This window comes from Magnetococcus marinus MC-1 (assembly GCF_000014865.1).
In the GTDB taxonomy this organism is placed as follows: domain Bacteria; phylum Pseudomonadota; class Magnetococcia; order Magnetococcales; family Magnetococcaceae; genus Magnetococcus; species Magnetococcus marinus.
In genome coordinates, this window is sequence record NC_008576.1 from 737,392 (window position 1) to 753,741 (window position 16,350).

Genomic DNA, 16,350 nt, shown 5'->3' on the forward strand with positions numbered 1-16,350 from the left:
GAGGCGCACGATTTAGCAGGCTGAATTGGCTAAAAATCCACCGCAAATTTGACGGTAGCCGCCTCATCCGAGGCTTGATCGGGCAGACTATCCCGACGCAGTTCCAAAGAGAGGGCGCTGTTGGGGAAGAGGTTCATGCGCACCCCCGCCAAAAAACTATCCTCAGGCGATTCTGCGTTTAAGGATGAGACGCTGCCCTGATAACCCACGGCAAAGGTGGTGTTGACACGGCCTAGCACGTAGCGATAGCCCAACTCGGTATTCCAGGCGCTGGGGCGCAGGGCGGTTGCGCTCTCTGAGACGTATCCCCCATCTGTGGTGGCGACATACTCCCCAAGTAGGGTCAATGAGCCCATGTTAAAAATGCCGTGGGCACCGATGCCTTGAAGTTCCTGGGTTCCCATGCTGCTATTTAACTGCATATGGCTGCTATAGCGCACCCCCACATCCATGGAGAAGCTTTCACCATTGTGTAGGTAGCCCATATGGGCGGCATAGCTGTTGGGCTGCGCTAAGCTGCTGTGCAGGCTACCCACGTAGAGCTCACCATAAAGGCCATCGGCAGCTTGCACACCAAGGGCAACCCCCTGTTCGGGGAGTTGCGCCATCTCACCAGCTAGGGAGAGATTATCCCAATGAGTGGCGGTGGCGGCAAAGGGGCGGTTCTTGCGTCCAACCTCCAGATAAAGATTGGGGTTATCCCCATAAAACAGGCGTAAGCTTGGTTGTTCTTGGGTGGTGAGGTTCGCGCCATCCAAAAACAGCGTGGTCTTTAGGTTAGGCTGTAGGTTAAGCCCGTCAGATAAGGGTTCGGTAGCCGGTGCGGTAAAGCGGCTGCTGGGGTCTTGATGCGCATGCAGTTGTGAGGCGACCAAGACGGGATAAGCCAAGCCGGTTAGGTTGTCGGCCAAGGCGTTGCAGCAAAACATAAGGCTGCCGCTCAAGCCACCCAAACAGAGCATGAATGGTTTGATGACAGCGTGGCGGTTAAGGCGTTTAAGTAGGGGTCGCATGATCTAAGGTCCAGCATGGGTTAGATGATGGGTAGTGGTCGCATTAAGCGCTTCCCTTTGTGACCACAGTATAGTGAAAGTTTAAAAAAAAATCTATTTTAAGGGCACTCTTATTGTATTGTCCTAAGCCATGCCCGTTTTGGGTTGCCGTGGCAACCGCGCGGTTTGATCCAGTGGGGTACCTGGAAAGGTATTGCGCGTGGGTACAAAGGGAGCCTCAACCGATTATGGAACCGACGGCTGCATTGGCTTGGGAGCATTAAGATGAGTTACCCCTGTGAGGCGTGCCAAAAACAGCTACGTTTGGGGCGTTATGCGGCGCCCCATGGCGCGCTGCAAAGTCAGCCGCAGGCGACCCAGGCTTTTTTAAAAGCAGCCCCGGTGTGGCTGTGCCAAACCTGTGGATCGGTACTGCACGCTCCAGACCGGCACAATGATTGGCGTTGGGTGCGCGAGGGCTGTTATTAAACATGCGGTACGGTGCGCCCAGTGGTTGAGGTCTCGACCGCTTTAAAGGGTTGTTGTGCGGTGGGTATGGATCATGGCCGGCAGGTGGGGTGACGCGCTATACAGGGCAGACGCTGGTGTTACGAATGGAAAAAATGATGAAAACATGGCTTTTCGATGCGTGGAACCCTAAGGCCAAAGATGGCAGTGTTGGGGTCGTGTTGCTGTTTTGTCTGCTCTTGGGTTTTACCTATGGCACCCTCATCGAACCAAAATGGCTGGTCAGTACCCTCCTGGGGCAATTGATGAGTGGTAGTACCACCTGCCGCAGCGACAGCACGCTCTACCTCTTGCATGGGGCGACCTATACCCTAATCGCCCAACTGCCGGCGCTCATGATTAAGTGGGGTCTCTCAAGTTGGGTGGCCAATCTGCTCTGTTCAGGGCTCTATACCGCCCTGGCCTTTGCGGCGGTGGGGGTGACGACCCTGGTGATTGCGCGGATGCGTTTAATGGCCTTGCTCATGCCTTTGGCCTTTTTGGATGTGCGGCTTATGCCGGACCATTTTTATGTGGTCTCCTACCCGGTCAATGAGTCCATATTTGGCATTGTCGCCATGTTTTGGGCGCTGTTAACGGTTGCCCTGCTGAGCGCCGGATGGCGTACCACTGCCCTGTTCATGGCAGGTATGGCCCCGGCTATCCATCCAACCTGGGGGGTGGCGACGTGGCTGCTGTGCGGCATCGCCCTTAAAGTGCAGCGTGAGCCGCTTTTGCAAAGATCGCTAGGCATACCCCTTGCTGCTGGGCTGCTGGTCTTTTTATCCTCCATCACGGTACATTTCCTCTATGTTCACCCGCCGGCATTGGGGGTGGATGCCGAGCAGCTACAACAGCTTGCCCAGCAATGGGTGCAGCAACACGGGCGCACTGGACACAACCAACTCATTGGCGACGCCGCCAACCCGTGGTTAACGGGTTTGCATTTCTTCTTACCAGAACTGACCTTGGCAATGCTTGCTTGGTTGGCCATGAGGCATAAAGATACCACGTTGCTCCAAGGAGCTGGGCGCACGTTGCTATTTACCATGCTGATTTTTACAGCGCTGTTGGTGGGGGTGCGCACCCTGCATGAGCTGTTTGCCCAGCAGGTACCGGTTTTCCTAGACATGCTGCTCTATAACCGTTGGCTTAACCTTAATACCATCCTTAATCTTATCCTGATGGTCTCCTTGATGGTACAGCTTGGCTGGCAGCGTCAAAACCGTAGTGCCCGGTTTGTGCTGGCCTTTCTGACCCTGCTTTTTATCATTTCAGCGGTGTACCGTAACCACCTGCCTCTAACACCCTGCGTGGATTGTAAAATATTTGGCAAATCCCCGGGGGGCAGCGCGGCGGCGGAGGTGCTGTTGGCGCTGCTCTATCTTGCGGTTCTGTTGACCTTAAAAGGGGTTGCGCTGCCCACGGATCGCTGGTCATGGGTGGCGGCCCCCAAGGTGTTGCTGGGGGTTGTGGTGGCGCTGTTTGTGGGGGGCTCCATCTATGAATTTCGCCCCGCCCAGATTTTTTCGGAAGAGGCCTTCCATAAGCGTCGTCATCATGTAAAAAACAGTTGTTACGATGATTTAGGTGCCTTTAAAGAGAAGGTGGCCCAGGGGGATGGCATGATGATGATCGGCCCGGGTGCCCTAGGTCGGGGTTCACTCAATAAAATGGTCCTGTATGCCACGGGTAAGTGTCAGGCGGCGTTTCCCATCATGGGTCATGCCTATAACCCCAATAGTATATGGAAAGCTCAGCAGGTGGGGCAGCAGTTTGGCTGTGCGCAAGCGCAGGGCACCCCTGAGGAGGTGCAAACGTGTTGGCAGGGCCGTTCACAAGCGCAGTGGCAGGCCCTCGCCACGCCGCTGCATTATGACCGGTTGTTGGTGGATGATCGCTGGCAGTTAGATCTGCCGGTGGTTGCCGAGTTTTGTCGCATGCGCCTGTATGAGATCCCTCAATAAAACCCAGGGTCCAGCGTCTAACAGGATGCAGCGGCGGTTCTCCCCAAGGCGCAAAAACGCCTTGGGGAGAACCGCCGCTGCATGGCTAAATCTGTATTGATCTTATTATTTTTCCAATAAAAAATCTTCCAGCGCAAGACAGTCTAAGCCGCTGCTGTAAAAGGTTTGAATGGCTTCGGTTGGGGTGCAGACAATGGGTTGGCCCCGTAGGTTGAATGAGGTGTTCATGGTTACAGGATGCCCCGTATAGCCCTTGAGATGTTCCAACATATGCCAATAACGCCCGTGGGTCTGTTTATCCACCATCTGGGGGCGGCAGCTGTTATCCACATGGGTAACGGCGGCAATTTCGTTGCGCATCTCCTGCTTGACTTGCCGCGCATTAAGCATAAAGGGTTCAAAATCGGCAATTTCCAGGTAATCGGCGGCATGTTCCCGTTGCATGGAGGGGGCTAATGGGCGCCACGTTTCACGGCCTTTAATATGGTTCACATGGTCAAGCATCCCTTGGCGGCTGGGGTTGGCTAAAATGGAGCGTTGCCCCAATGCCCGTGGCCCGACCTCCATAGCACCCTGGAACCACCCCACCACTTTATCCTCAGCAAGAGACTTGGCGGTGGTGGCGGCAATATCATCACACCGTTTGGCTTTAATGTTGTACCGTTTAAGCGTGGCGGCCACATCATCATTGGTAAATCGGCTACCCAACGCCGCACTACGCAAGGGTTGAAACTTTTGTGGATTGGGATGGTAGAGTTGATAGCAATATTGCGCACTGCCCAGCGCAGTGCCCGCATCGTGAGAGGCAGGCATTAGATAGATGCTGTCTGCAATGCCCTGTGCCAACAAAAAGCCGTTGGCGGAGCAGTTAAGGGCAACCCCGCCAGAGAGCACCAAGTTACGAGAACCACTCTTGTGCAGCGCTTGTTTGGCCAGGTTGAGCAGTACACGCTCTAAAGCCCGTTGCACGGAGGCCGCCACATTTTTTTGGTGCTGGGTAAAGTTGATCTCATAGTGAAATTGTGAGGCGTTATGATTAAACTCAGGCCGTGTATAGGGTGACGCGCCAAACTGGTGCTCAAACCAGGCAAACCACATTTTGATGGTACCAAAATCGTCGTTATCATCGGGAAAGAGGTTGCTTAAATTAACTTGGTAGCCATCCTCCGTGATCTCTAAGGGTTCAATCGGGTCGATGACCTCTCCATAGCAGGCCAGCCCCATGGTTTTGCCTTCGTTCCCATTTTTCATGCCCAGATAGCGGGTGGCGGCATCGTAGAAGTGGCCTAAGGAGTCATGCACGGGAAACGATTGTATCTTTTCGACATGATAACCCGAGGCCTTATAAATACTGGTGGAAAAACCCTCAGCATCGCTGCCATCAACAACCAAAATGGCGGCATCGTCATAGCCAGAGCTAAAATAGGCAGACATGGCATGGGCAAGATGGTGCTCCGATTGTACAATTTTTGGTACACGCAGCCCTAAAAACGACTTGCTTTTTAATAGACCTTCCAAAGCCCCTTGATTGGTTGGGTTGAGCATCCAGCTTGCCGCGATATAGTCAACATCGTTCATGGTGATGCCCGCGTGCTGTAGAGCGGCGGCCGTTGCATGTATGGGGGCTTGGTGGCGGGCATGTTTTTGGCGGGTGTAACGCTCCTCCTCGGCCATAAACAAAATTTCATGATCGCGCATCAAACAGACGGAAGGGTCATGACCCAGACCGCCATTTAAACCTAAAACAAACATGCCATACTCCTGTAGGGGTATTGATCTGTCATGGGCTCGCCCGTTTGTTGCTCGAATGCATAAGGGCCGCACTCTTCATGCGAGGATCCATGCAACCGGTCCATGCAACCACCATATAATGGCCTATGCATAAGATGCCTAAGATGGTAGAGCCACATGCATGGGCATCGCCCCCACCTGTAAGGTTAGTGGGCGCGGGTTAAAACAGGGTTGATGATCATTTTTGGGCAAAAATATCATTATGCGACCAAAAGGAGGTCTCAACCGCGTGGTTCTCTCATGCATAAGGGCAGACTTTTGCTCAATGCACCGAGCCAAAACGTACCCGCAAAGGGTGCGCAAACACGACTGCCTTTGGGTCCAAGCCCTGCTCGCAGGTGACCGTGTATTGGTTGTTAATTAGCAAAATCCATGCAAAATTTATCGGTAACATGCCTAAAAGATGTATTTAGATCGATCAAAACGCTATGTAACCCCTGCAAAACGTAATAAATAGGTTAATAATCATTCATGTTAGGCAAAAAGGTCGTTTGTTTACAGATCGTCGCTGCGGCTGGGGGCAAAGAAGTGGTGGGCCTGGGCAAAACTTGCGGGGGTGCCAAAATCGATGAAGGGGGCGTCACAGGGGTAGCCATAGAGAGGAAAGGGCAGGCTCCCCATAAAAACATCATGCTCAAGGGAGGGGCCGGGCATGCGTTGGATCTGTTCGAGCATGGCCGGTTCAAACAGATAAAAGCCGCCATTGATCAGGCCGGGGCGGTGATCTTGGGTATCTTTTTCCGAAAAACGCACAATCTGTTGATCCCCATTGCAGGTGATGCGGCCAAAGCGACTGCAATCCTGCATGGCCACGCAGAGCAGGGTGGCAGCGGCCTGCTTGGCTTGGTGAGCTGCGACAAACCGGGTGAGGTCGGTCTGTACCATGCTGTCGCCATTCATCACCAACAGGCTTCTGTGGGGGTCCAGCACGCCACTTTGCAGCCCATAGCGAATGGCCCCCGCTGTACCCATGGGGGTTGGCTCGGTGACGGCACGCAGCCTAAGTTGAGGATCGGCATGGTTCTGCAAAGCCTCCACAATGGGTGCGGCGAGATGACCCAGACCAAAGCTGATTTCACAAAACCCAAAATGCGTTAACCACCCCAAGAGATGGTGCAAAAAGGGTTGACCCGCCAGCGGAGCGAGCAGTTTTGGCGTGTTCTCTCCCAACACCGAGCGAATGCGGGTGCCCTGACCCCCCGCCAGTACAAACACCGGAATATGGCCACAGCTTGGGCGGCTCATCGGTCAAGGTTTCTTGGCAAGGGGGTGCGTGCATCGTGCACCATGCGTCCATCCAAACCCTTGGTGGTGTTAACGATAAAGCGTGGGCGGTTTTTAATCTGTTTAAAAATCTTACCCACATACATGCCCAATACCCCCACCGTAAAGAGGTTGAGCCCCCCCAGTAACAGTTGTGCAACCATAATGGCGGTCCAGCCTGGCAAGTTCCAGCCGATCAATTTGGTCATAAGAATAACCACAATGTAGAGCAGCGCCAGGGCCGAGACCACCAAACCCGTGATCAGGGCAAAATAGAGCGGGGCCACCGAAAAAGAGAGCAGCCCATTGATGAACACCTTGGTGGGCATCAAACTACGCAACAGGGGAAAATGGCCCTCACCCGCAAAACGAGGCTCGCGTTTATAGTAAATGTAACGTTGGTCAAAACCAATCCAGTGAATCAAGCCGCGCATATAGGGCTCGATCTCATCCATGGTGATCAAACGATCCACAATATGGCGGCTAAGTAATTTATAATCACCTGTATTTTCAGGCATATCTACATGTGAGATGGCATTGATTGTCCGATAGGCGAGCCGCGTAATAAACATTTTTATGGCGTTTTCCCCCTGCCTTTCGGTGCGGGTGGTGTGCACAATATCGGCACCATTGCGCCACTGCTCCAACATTTGCGGGATGAGCTCGGGGGGGTCCTGAAGATCGGAATCCAGATAGATAACCGCATCGCCAACCGAGGCAATCATGCCTGCCAACATGCACTCATACACGCCAAAACGACGAGACATGTTCAAGATCTTAATGCGGCTATCTTCGCTGTGGTGACGCTCCAGAATTTCCAAGGAGCGGTCATTGGAGTCATCATTCACAAACAGCAGTTCAAAATCTTCGGGCACATCCACAAAGGCCAGTTTAAGACGCCGAATCAGTTCATCCAGATTATCTTCTTCATTGCGGAATGATAGAATGATGGAGATTAAGGGGGCATCGGTGGACATGGTGTGGCCTCACGGAGAAGGGACGAGCAATGCCCTTGGCCAAGCAGGACTCCCGTTGGGGATAAGGAGCCCGTGCCTGTGACCAAGAGGGTGGTTTATGCCAGCAAAGCAGTTTTGACATCCTCGATGCCCATGCCGCAAGCGGCGTGTAGATGCTCGCGGGGGGCAAATAAAAATTGGTGGGCAAGAGGAAAACCCAAGTGTGTCACCGGCATGCTTAGACCATGCTGGCGACAGAGGGTGTCAATTAGGGTATCCAACCCACCCCGGCCCAGATAGCCTTCGTGCAGGGTAACGAGGCGTCCATAACCGCGCAGGGTTTGGGCCAGCGCCTGTTCATCCAAATCGCGGGTGAATTGAAACAGATCAATATGCCCGATGTCCGCCTCGCCCAACTCAGCCACCAGTTTTTGCCCCTTTTGGGTCATGAAGCCGGTGGTCAGTAGAGCGGCCCGCGCCCCCTGTTGCAGGGTTTGAAAACCTTGACGCCACACCATCGGTTGGGTGGTTACCGGTTCATGACCCTTGCCGTCGAGGCGAATATATTTAGGGTAAGGCGCGGTTTGGGCAAAATCGGGCAACTGGGACGCAGCCAACCAGTCGGCGGGTGAGATCACCGCCACATCGGGCAAAGAGCGCAGGGTCGCCAGATCCTCCAGGGCGTGGTGGGAGGGGCCGGAAATATCATAACTCACACCGCCACCAATCCCCATCATATTGACATTGAGCGGATTAAAGCGCGCGGCTATGGAAAGATTGTTACGGATCTGCTCAAAAGCACGCAAATAGAAGGGGGCAATGGCCAAGGTGTAGACGCAGCACCCCTCCATCGCCAGACCAGCGGCGACATTGATAAGGTTTTGCTCAGCAATGCCCACATTGATAAAACGCTTGGGGTAGCTCTCCCGCAGGGTGTCCAGCAGGGGGGCCCCCATATCCGCCGAGAGGAAAAAGAGGCGCTCATCGGTTGCCATCAAATCAAGAATCCGGGCGATCATGGCATCGCGCATGGTCTTTATGCCGCTCATGGGCGCAACTCCTGGATGGCCGTCTCCACTTGGTCGTGGCTTAGGGAGAGTACGTGACTCAATGCCCTGTTCTCCAGCGCGGCCACCCCCTTGCCCTTAACCGTATCCAACACCACCGCACAGGGGCGTTGCCCTGGGTTAAGCCATAGCTGCTGCATCCGTGTCTGCACCTGGGCCATGTCGTGACCATCGAGGCGGTGGCAATCCCAACCAAAGGCGCTCAGTTTATCCACAAAGGGGGAGAGATTAAGGATCTCCCGTTGGAAACCCAGCATGGAGATTTTGTTGTCGTCAATCACCAACATAAGATTGTTCAGCCCATGCTTGGGGGCAAACATGATGGCCTCCCACACCGAGCCTTCGTTCATTTCGCCATCGCCACACACCACACAGACGCGGGCTTGGGAGCCCTGCGCTTTGAGTGCTATGGCCATACCGGCGCCTACCCCCAGGCCATGCCCCAACGCGCCATTGGTGGTCTCGACGCCGGGAATGCCCGCATCGGGGATAACCCCTAAATAGCTCTGTTGGGTGGCAATTTTGGGCAGCTCTTCCATGGGAAAATAGCCACAATCGGCCAAAATGGGGTAGAGACTAACCAGACCATGCCCCTTGCTCATAATCAGCCGATCCCGCCCCGCCCAACGCGGCTCCTGGGGGCGGTGGCGCAGATAGCCGCCATAGTAAAGGGAGACCAAAAACTCTACCGGCGAGAGTGACGAGGCAACCCGCGTACCGGGCGCGTATTGGTGCAGCAGCAGGGTCTGTTCACGCACCCATATCGCTTTGGCGCTGAGCTCCATGGGGCTCTCCTGACGGTGAGACATTAGGAACACGCCTTGTCGAGTACCCCATGAGCGCGGTGAATCTGCGCGGTGAGGTCCACCGGGGCATTGCCCACAAAAAAGCCAAGATCATGGGCGGTTTCGGCGTGGGTTAGGGTGTTGACCACATCATAGTCGTAATATTTAACCATATCGTGCTTGGTAAAACAGCCACCGGTGATGATGCGGAAATCAATATCCGCCGCCTTCAGAGCGGCAAACACGCGGTTGCGGTCAGGTTGCATGGCTGGGTTGAGCACAATGGGAAAACAGAAGCTGGAGTTCACCCCATTTTCACGCTGGATGATAAAACGTGGATCATCCTGAAACAGGGATTGAAAAAGCGCCAAATTTTGGCGACGGCGCGCGGTCATCTCCGGCATTTTGGCCAGTTGTTGCACCCCCACCGCCGCATGCAACTCACCAGGGCGCAGGTTATAGCCGGGCATAAGAAAGCGGTAGGCTTCGAAATGGTCGCTCTCGCCCCGTTGAAAAATGTCGGTCTCAGCTGGTATATCCCGGCTCCAGCCATGGGCGCGGATGGCACGCATACGGTGATCCAGCTCCGTATGGTTGGTAAGCACCATGCCCCCCTCCATGGTAGAAATATGGTGGGAGAAGAAAAAACTAAAGGTGCCCAAATCACCAAAGGTGCCGGTTTTTTGCCCGTTTAACGAAGCATCGCACGATTCGCAGTTATCCTCTAAAAAATAGAGGCCATGCTGATCTGCAAATTGGCGCATCACATCCAGCGCCGCTGGGTTGCCGAGAATGCTGACACCTACCAGCAGACGGGTTTTAGGGGTTAAAGCGGCCTCCAGTTGGCGCACATCCATGTTCAGGCTCTCTGGCTCTACATCCACCACCCGCAGGCGCATGCCGTATTGCTGAAGAGGGTGATAGGTGGTGCTCCAAGAGATGGCGGGCACAATGGCCTCATCCCCAGCTTTGAGCGGGTTATCCTGCTTGTAAAACAGCGCAGCCACCGCAGCCAGATTGGCCGACGAGCCCGAGTTGAGCATAATCGCGTGCTTGACCCCAAAATAGTCGGCAAAGGCGGCTTCAAACTGTTTAACCCGTGCCCCCATGGTGAAGTAGCCAGAGTCGATCACCTCATGCAGTATCTGTTTCTCTTCGGGACCAAAGGTGTCAAAAGCCAAGGGATAGAAGCTCATCAACGGTATCCAGTCTGGGGTTCATACACAATGACCTGGGAGCCATCGTTATCAATGGCGCAGTTTACATGAATCAGCTTATGCAGCCGTTTTTTTACCTGTTCGCGTCGCTCCGGTTTGACCACAAACACCATAAAACCACCGGAACCTGCCCCCATCAACTTGCCCCCGGTCGCCCCGGCGGCCATGGCCTCGGCATAGATTTCGTCGATGTGGGGGTTGCTTACAACGTCAGAGAGGGTGCGTTTGAGTTGCCAGTTTTCGTGCAGCAACGTCCCCAAACGGTCGATGGGCTGTTTGCTGTCGTTGAGAATACTCAAGCCTTCATCCACCATGGCGCGCATGCTATGCAGTTGCGTGCTGCGCTTGTGCAGGTTGGCAATCTTCTGTTTGGCGACATCCGAGGCAATCCGGGTAAGACCGGTAAAGACCAGTAACAACGACTGTTCAAACGCTGCGATGCGTGCCCTAGGGAGAATAACTGGAATGACATTAAAACTGCCGTTTTGCAAAAACTCAACCTTATTGAGCCCCCCGTAGGTGGCCAAAATCTGATCTTGGCTGCCCACGTTTTCACCAATCAGGTTTTGTTCCAGATCAATGGCCTCTTTGGCCAGTTCGAGCTTGGTGATCATGCGACCTTCAAAAGCATGCAGGGCTTTAAGAAAGCCCGCTGCAAACGAGGAGCTGGAGCCCAAACCCGAGCGGGCAGGCAAATCGGCGTCATGGTGGATCTCTAGCCCATGTTGCATGGCATATTTACGCAAGCCTTCACGCACCACCGGGTGTTGAATTTCATCAATCTCCCGCACATGTTCCAGACGGGAGTAAGCAATGCGATATTTGTGTTCAAAAAAGGGCGGCAATTCGCGTATGGAGATGTAGCAATACTTGTTGATCGCTGTGGCGAGCACGGCCCCACCATGGGCCTCGGCCCAGGCGGGGTAGTCGGTACCTCCACCGAAAAAGGAGATGCGAAACGGTGTGCGGGTAATGATCACGCGAGCATCCCTTTATGATCGGCCTAGACGTTGGTATAGCGGGTATTGCGTATCATGGTATAGCCCTTAATCAGCTCTTTAATGCCTTGATCCAGCGAGTAATCCGGGGACCACCCTGTCGCTTCAATACGGGCATTAGAGACAAGGTAGTCGCGCTTGTCGGGATCTTCGCCGATGGGGGCCTCCATGAACACAAAATTGGGTAGCTGCTTCTGTATGCGCTCACACAACTCATATTTAGAGAGGTTGGCATCCGATAGTCCCACGTTGTAGGGCTTATCTTTCATCTGTTCAAAATGGTGCAGGCCGTGGATAAAGACCTTGGCCACATCGCGAATATGGATATAGTTGCGCTTAAAGTGAGACTCAAACAGTACCACGGCACGATCATGGACGGCGCGATAGACAAAATCATTGACCAGTAGATCCAGGCGCATGCGCGGGGCCATGCCAAACACGGTGGCAAGACGAAAGCTGATGGCGTTGCCATGGCTCAAAATCGCCTCTTCCACCTCAACCTTATCTCGGCCATAGAGGGAAATGGGGCGCAGGGGGCTCTCTTCGGTGCAAAACTTATCCTGCTGACCAATGCCATAGCCGGAGTTGGTGATGGGCATAAGAATGCGCTGCTCTTTGCTAAGCCAGGCCAGCATGGTGATGACAGCATCTTTATTGGTGGTGGTAGCCCCCACTTGATCGCGGCTGCACAGCGGTGCACCGACCAACGCGGCCAGTGGGATGATCACATCGGCGGCGGCAACCAAGGGACGCATGAGGGCTTCGTTGCGGACATCCCCGCGCACCACAGAAAAATGATCGTTGACACAGAGGGTATTCAGGGGGTCCTGCTGGAACATAAAGTTATCAACCACCGTAACCTTGTGCCCCAATTCAAGAAGGGCCGGTACCAGCATGGAGCCAAGATAACCGGCACCGCCAGTAACCAAGATGGAAAGCTGTGCGTGCATAAGACAAACGTCCTTGTCTAACTAAGGTTGGGGCATCGGTAGGGAGAACAGATCGACGTTGCATTCTAGGAAACTGTGTAAGGCGGGATCAATGAAAAATCGGTGTAAACCATCCCTCTGGCACAGGTTGCGTGCAGATTTTGGGCATGTTGCGGATCTCATCCGCATCTGCTCAGGGGGGCAATGCCCAACCCATCGCCTGCTTGGCCAAAAAGGGCGCCCCTTCTTAGCCCTTACCGAGGGGTAAGGTTATTGAATATAACGATCATGTAGCGCTTGCACGGTGCCGTCCTTGCGCATCTCAACCAAGATGGCGTTGAGCCGTTCTATGGTCTCTTGGGGGACCGAATGGTTGAGCGCAAGATACATTTGTGTCGTTTTAAAGGTATAGACCGCCTCCAAATCCGCTACCCCCATCTGTTTAGCCAGATAGGGCCCTAAAAGATGACCCGTCGCCCAGAGATCAATCTTCTCTTGCTCCAGCCGTTTGGGGTTGCTGCTGTCCAGAGAGGCGAGCTCAACAATAAACTCCTCACCCTGCAAAAAATTGGCGACCGCATCGCCCGTATAGCTGCCAACCTTATAGCTGCGAGCATCATCAAGGCTGTTAAGGGTGATATGGCGACTCTTTTTTGCCATAAATACCCAGTTATTTTCCACCAGCGGCCCCACCCACTGAAACAGCTTCTCCCGGTTGGGGGTGCGGGTGGTGGAAAAGAGACCATAGCCCGGTTCGTTTTGGGCCAGTGCGTAGGCGTGACGCCATAAGATCATGCGCAGGGTGTAGGGGATCTCCGCACGTTTGAACAGCTCCTTCACCATATCCGTGGCAATGCCCTGGATCATGGGGGCGTAGGTTTCCGTCGTGCGGCCACTCTTGGCCATGTTAAAAGGGGGATAACTCTCGGTCATCAATTGCAGTGGCGCTTGGGCCTTTGCAAAAGGCAGCCACGCAAAACATAACCATAGTGCCAATAGATAACGAGAATATTGCATGTAATTACCCCTGATTCGTGAGCCAAAACCCCTGATTCGCGAGCCAAAAAAAGGGTTCACCCACAACACTATGTCACGACAGCATTAGGTTTTATAGATAAAAAGCGGGTTATCTCCCCCCGGGGGGTGTGCCGGGACTATTTGGCCAGCAGGCGGGTCATCTCTAAGCGTATATGCGCCGTTTCGGTGATACGGTGAAACAGATGGTGTACACTGCTGGCGCTGGCGATGAGATCGTCACCATCCTTGTTTAAGGTACGGTAAAGTTGCAACAACCGTGGATCAAAACGGGCCAGTGCAGCCAGCAGGGGGTCCCGCCGCCAGCGGGTGAGGATGTGCGCGAGAGGCTCCTGGAAAAAATCTCCCATGGTGATGTGGCTCGCTGAAAAGAGCGAGACGTGCCCATCCAGCCAGAGCATAGGGTCAATATCAAACCCCTCCGTTGGGGCTTCCCCTTGCAGATAGCGCTCCAGTTGGGCCTGATCATTGATAAACAGGCTCGGCTCCAGATAGGCCGCACGGCCATAGCGGTCGGTGGTGCCGCTCATCCAGTGGATGGGGCTTTGCGGGGCGCTGGCCAGGGCCATGAGCGCCTCCCGTATGACCGGGGCGTGGTGATCGGATCGAGCGGGGTGGCGTTTGGTTGTGCTGCTCTGGGTCACCTGCAACAGTTGTAGCGATTCGCCCATGTCGGCGAGTGCCCGCTGGAGCCGCTCAAACACCCCATCCGTAAACAGCGCGTCCGAAAAATTGAGGCTGTTCTGCTTATGCAAGAGAGAGAGCTTAATCTCTGGCATGCGGGAGACCGCGCGGACAATCCGGGCAATATGGGCAACCGGAATACGTTCACTCAAGTGACCCTGACGATCGGCCAAAATCTCTTGGTGAAACTCATCAAAACTGATCTGTAAGACAACCTGAGCCACCGCCGCTTTTTTAGAGCGGCTCTGTAAGGCGCAAAGCATGCCCTGCAACAGCGTTTGGGTGGCCTGCTCGTCATGGGCAAAGCTGCCATTGAGTAAAAGGGCAAACAGCTTAACCCGTGGCATGCTGCGGATGGCCTGATAAAATTGCGGCATAACCGGGGTAAGGTCCCCCCCCGTAAACAACACTTGGGTGGTTAGACCATTGACCTGTTTATAGAGCGGAGTCGGATCGGGCAGATCCCGCATCACCGGACGCCATACAAACATGCAGTGACGACAGCTTTGGGCACAGGCCATGCGGGGAATAAGGCCCACCTTGGCAAAGCTGGGTGGGGTGGGAAAACGGTCGGGCAGGCGGTCCACCAGCGCCAGTCGAGCGCGCTCATCCTCATCGAGCCGCTCGGCGTAGCGGCTTTTTTCTATGGCGCCAACTTGGCGCACCGCCTGTTGAAAATCCGCACAGGGAGGGAGGTCGCTTTGTTGCCACTGGGCCAATACCGCTGCCACCGTTTGCGCAAAATCGTGGTCGTGGTGAGCCAGCAGTTGTCGCACACGCAGGTGGCGGGGATGCTCCGCTGGGGTGGCCAAAGCGCTACGTAGATGGGCCTCCATAAAGGCACGATCGTCGAGCTGTTGGGTGAGCAGTGCCACCAGAAAAGCATGTTCTGGGTTGCGGGAAAGGGCGGCGACCGCCGAAAGATAGCGGGGGTGTACTTCGCTACGTAACCACGCATTGGCAAACAGATGGGCGAGGGGTTCGAGCATGGGCTCCAGCACCGGTTGCGGCACAACGCGCTGCTGCAAAAGCCGATTGACCCGCGCCACAGCCTCTTTAAAAGCCCGCTGTTTGTTGCGGATATAGTCGCTCTCTAGGGTGGGCTCGCTCATGGGACCTCTTCCTGAAACCAGCAGTAGAACCAAATGAGATGAAACAAGAGCCACGCTGTTCCCACCCACACCGGTGTTAGGGCGCGATGCTCCAAGAGTGCCGCGAGGTGGTGTTCATAAAAAGTGAGCCAGCCTGCCGGGGTGGGGTCATGATCCAGCCAGAGGGCAAGCTGCCAGAGGTTATGCTGAAGATAGCGGCCCGCCTGCCACCAAGGGGTGCCCGTGGCATGGGGTTGGCGCATAAGCTGTTTGAACAGCTTGAAAAAGGGATGCAGTAGGGGTGGGCCACGGCGTTGGCGATAGAGGGCGTTGGCCTGACTAAAAAAAGCCTCTAAAGGCAGGCTGAAGGCGGCCATAATAAGTAGATTGAGCAGGGTACGCTGGCCGTAGCCCTCCTGCTCAAAGCGGCGGGCAGAGCTCTCTAACAGGCCGGGCAGGGTGATCCAGCGCCCCTGGGCGTGAATCGCCGCCGCCAGCCGTTGATCCTCCAAAAAGGGTAGGCGGGTATCAAAGCCGCCAAGGGCATTAAAAAAATGACGGGAGAGTAAAAATCCCTGATCGCCTTGGATCACTTGGGCACGGTTTAAGTGGGATTTGGCAGCGTGAAAAGCAAGTCGGTGCAGGGTGGCCGGGGAGCCCTCCACAAAACATAGGGGAAAATGCCCCGCCACCGCCGCCAGGGTTCCATCCTCCTGGTAAGGGTCGTGGGCACGGGCCTGCGCTTGTAGATGGTGCAGGGCCTCGGCCAACTGCCGGGCATGGGTCAGGCGGCTGTCGGCATGCAGAAACAGCAGCCATGGGGCGCGGCTGTGGGTGGCGCCCTTGTTCATCTGTTGACCCCGCCCCGGTGGGCTTTGCAGCGTGATCACGCCAGCGGCCTGAGCAGCGGCGAGGGTGGTGTCGTTAGAGCCACCATCCACCACCACCACTTCCAGCATAACCCCTTGTTGCTGTGCAAGTTGTGCAAGCAAGGCGGGTAGAGCAGCCTGTTCGTTGAGGACAGGAATGATGACAGAAAGCTGAAAGTGAGCCATAATGGCCTATTTA

General features: G+C 54.8%; 14 protein-coding genes. 2 read left to right on the top strand and 12 right to left on the bottom strand.

The window, feature by feature from the left end; genetic code table 11:
• Positions 1 to 29 precede the first annotated feature (29 nt).
• The gene (locus MMC1_RS03125) at positions 30 to 1,013 is read right to left on the bottom strand and encodes a hypothetical protein (protein ID WP_011712296.1); all 984 of its coding nucleotides are present in this window, start codon (positions 1,011 to 1,013) and stop codon (positions 30 to 32) included.
• A 264-nt stretch (positions 1,014 to 1,277) separates the two neighbouring features.
• On the opposite strand from MMC1_RS03125, the gene MMC1_RS03130 reads away from it, so the two are divergent.
• Both MMC1_RS03130 and MMC1_RS03135 read left to right on the top strand, forming a co-directional pair.
• A complete protein-coding gene (locus MMC1_RS03130; protein ID WP_041640718.1) occupies positions 1,278 to 1,481 on the top strand; it encodes a hypothetical protein in 204 nt (67 codons plus the stop codon).
• Positions 1,482 to 1,606: 125 nt separating this feature from the next.
• The gene (locus MMC1_RS03135) at positions 1,607 to 3,466 is read left to right on the top strand and encodes a hypothetical protein (protein ID WP_011712298.1); all 1,860 of its coding nucleotides are present in this window, start codon (positions 1,607 to 1,609) and stop codon (positions 3,464 to 3,466) included.
• 105 nt (positions 3,467 to 3,571) lie between these two features.
• Here the strand turns inward: MMC1_RS03135 and MMC1_RS03140 are convergent, their stop codons facing one another.
• The 11 genes from MMC1_RS03140 to MMC1_RS03190 form a co-directional block, all read right to left on the bottom strand.
• A complete protein-coding gene (locus MMC1_RS03140) occupies positions 3,572 to 5,218 on the bottom strand; it encodes a carbamoyltransferase family protein (RefSeq protein WP_011712299.1) in 1,647 nt (548 codons plus the stop codon).
• 534 nt (positions 5,219 to 5,752) lie between these two features.
• Positions 5,753 to 6,502, bottom strand: a complete 750-nt coding sequence (locus MMC1_RS03145; RefSeq protein WP_011712300.1) for a nucleotidyltransferase family protein — start codon at positions 6,500 to 6,502, stop codon at positions 5,753 to 5,755.
• Positions 6,499 to 7,497, bottom strand: coding sequence for a glycosyltransferase family 2 protein (locus MMC1_RS03150; protein ID WP_011712301.1), 999 nt, complete (start codon positions 7,495 to 7,497; stop codon positions 6,499 to 6,501). Before MMC1_RS03150 ends, MMC1_RS03145 begins: the two co-directional genes overlap by 4 nt.
• Before the next feature lie 95 nt (positions 7,498 to 7,592).
• Positions 7,593 to 8,525, bottom strand: a complete 933-nt coding sequence (locus MMC1_RS03155; RefSeq protein ID WP_011712302.1) for a transketolase family protein — start codon at positions 8,523 to 8,525, stop codon at positions 7,593 to 7,595.
• The gene (locus MMC1_RS03160) at positions 8,522 to 9,352 is read right to left on the bottom strand and encodes a transketolase (protein ID WP_227665295.1); all 831 of its coding nucleotides are present in this window, start codon (positions 9,350 to 9,352) and stop codon (positions 8,522 to 8,524) included. The genes MMC1_RS03155 and MMC1_RS03160 overlap by 4 nt, the downstream gene beginning before the upstream one ends.
• The gene (locus MMC1_RS03165) at positions 9,352 to 10,524 is read right to left on the bottom strand and encodes a DegT/DnrJ/EryC1/StrS family aminotransferase (protein ID WP_011712304.1); all 1,173 of its coding nucleotides are present in this window, start codon (positions 10,522 to 10,524) and stop codon (positions 9,352 to 9,354) included. The genes MMC1_RS03160 and MMC1_RS03165 overlap by 1 nt, the downstream gene beginning before the upstream one ends.
• A complete protein-coding gene (locus MMC1_RS03170) occupies positions 10,524 to 11,525 on the bottom strand; it encodes a GHMP family kinase ATP-binding protein (protein WP_011712305.1) in 1,002 nt (333 codons plus the stop codon). The genes MMC1_RS03165 and MMC1_RS03170 overlap by 1 nt, the downstream gene beginning before the upstream one ends.
• 23 nt (positions 11,526 to 11,548) lie before the next feature.
• Positions 11,549 to 12,493 carry an NAD-dependent epimerase/dehydratase family protein gene (locus MMC1_RS03175; protein ID WP_011712306.1) on the bottom strand — a complete coding sequence of 315 codons (945 nt, stop codon included), beginning with the start codon at positions 12,491 to 12,493 and terminating at the stop codon, positions 11,549 to 11,551.
• 249 nt (positions 12,494 to 12,742) lie between these two features.
• A complete protein-coding gene (locus MMC1_RS03180) occupies positions 12,743 to 13,489 on the bottom strand; it encodes a substrate-binding periplasmic protein (RefSeq protein ID WP_011712307.1) in 747 nt (248 codons plus the stop codon).
• 137 nt (positions 13,490 to 13,626) lie between these two features.
• Positions 13,627 to 15,303 (bottom strand): hypothetical protein, encoded by a 1,677-nt coding sequence (locus MMC1_RS03185; RefSeq protein WP_011712308.1) that lies wholly within the window; start codon positions 15,301 to 15,303, stop codon positions 13,627 to 13,629.
• Entirely contained in the window at positions 15,300 to 16,337 is a 1,038-nt protein-coding gene (locus MMC1_RS03190; RefSeq protein WP_011712309.1) for a TIGR04283 family arsenosugar biosynthesis glycosyltransferase, read from the bottom strand. Before MMC1_RS03190 ends, MMC1_RS03185 begins: the two co-directional genes overlap by 4 nt.
• Positions 16,338 to 16,350 lie beyond the last annotated feature (13 nt).

Bases quoted from the DNA above. Each gene is read 5' to 3' on its own strand.
- MMC1_RS03155 (WP_011712302.1), bottom strand. From the start codon at position 8,525: ATGAGCGGCATAAAGACCATGCGCGATGCCATGATCGCCCGGATTCTT.
- MMC1_RS03165 (WP_011712304.1), bottom strand. From the start codon at position 10,524: ATGAGCTTCTATCCCTTGGCTTTTGACACCTTTGGTCCCGAAGAGAAA.
- MMC1_RS03175 (WP_011712306.1), bottom strand. From the start codon at position 12,493: ATGCACGCACAGCTTTCCATCTTGGTTACTGGCGGTGCCGGTTATCTT.
- MMC1_RS03130 (WP_041640718.1), top strand. From the start codon at position 1,278: ATGAGTTACCCCTGTGAGGCGTGCCAAAAACAGCTACGTTTGGGGCGT.
- MMC1_RS03125 (WP_011712296.1), bottom strand. From the start codon at position 1,013: ATGCGACCCCTACTTAAACGCCTTAACCGCCACGCTGTCATCAAACCA.
- MMC1_RS03135 (WP_011712298.1), top strand. From the start codon at position 1,607: ATGGAAAAAATGATGAAAACATGGCTTTTCGATGCGTGGAACCCTAAG.
- MMC1_RS03140 (WP_011712299.1), bottom strand. From the start codon at position 5,218: ATGTTTGTTTTAGGTTTAAATGGCGGTCTGGGTCATGACCCTTCCGTC.
- MMC1_RS03180 (WP_011712307.1), bottom strand. From the start codon at position 13,489: ATGCAATATTCTCGTTATCTATTGGCACTATGGTTATGTTTTGCGTGG.
- MMC1_RS03145 (WP_011712300.1), bottom strand. From the start codon at position 6,502: ATGAGCCGCCCAAGCTGTGGCCATATTCCGGTGTTTGTACTGGCGGGG.
- MMC1_RS03185 (WP_011712308.1), bottom strand. From the start codon at position 15,303: ATGAGCGAGCCCACCCTAGAGAGCGACTATATCCGCAACAAACAGCGG.
- MMC1_RS03150 (WP_011712301.1), bottom strand. From the start codon at position 7,497: ATGTCCACCGATGCCCCCTTAATCTCCATCATTCTATCATTCCGCAAT.
- MMC1_RS03190 (WP_011712309.1), bottom strand. From the start codon at position 16,337: ATGGCTCACTTTCAGCTTTCTGTCATCATTCCTGTCCTCAACGAACAG.
- MMC1_RS03160 (WP_227665295.1), bottom strand. From the start codon at position 9,352: ATGTCTCACCGTCAGGAGAGCCCCATGGAGCTCAGCGCCAAAGCGATA.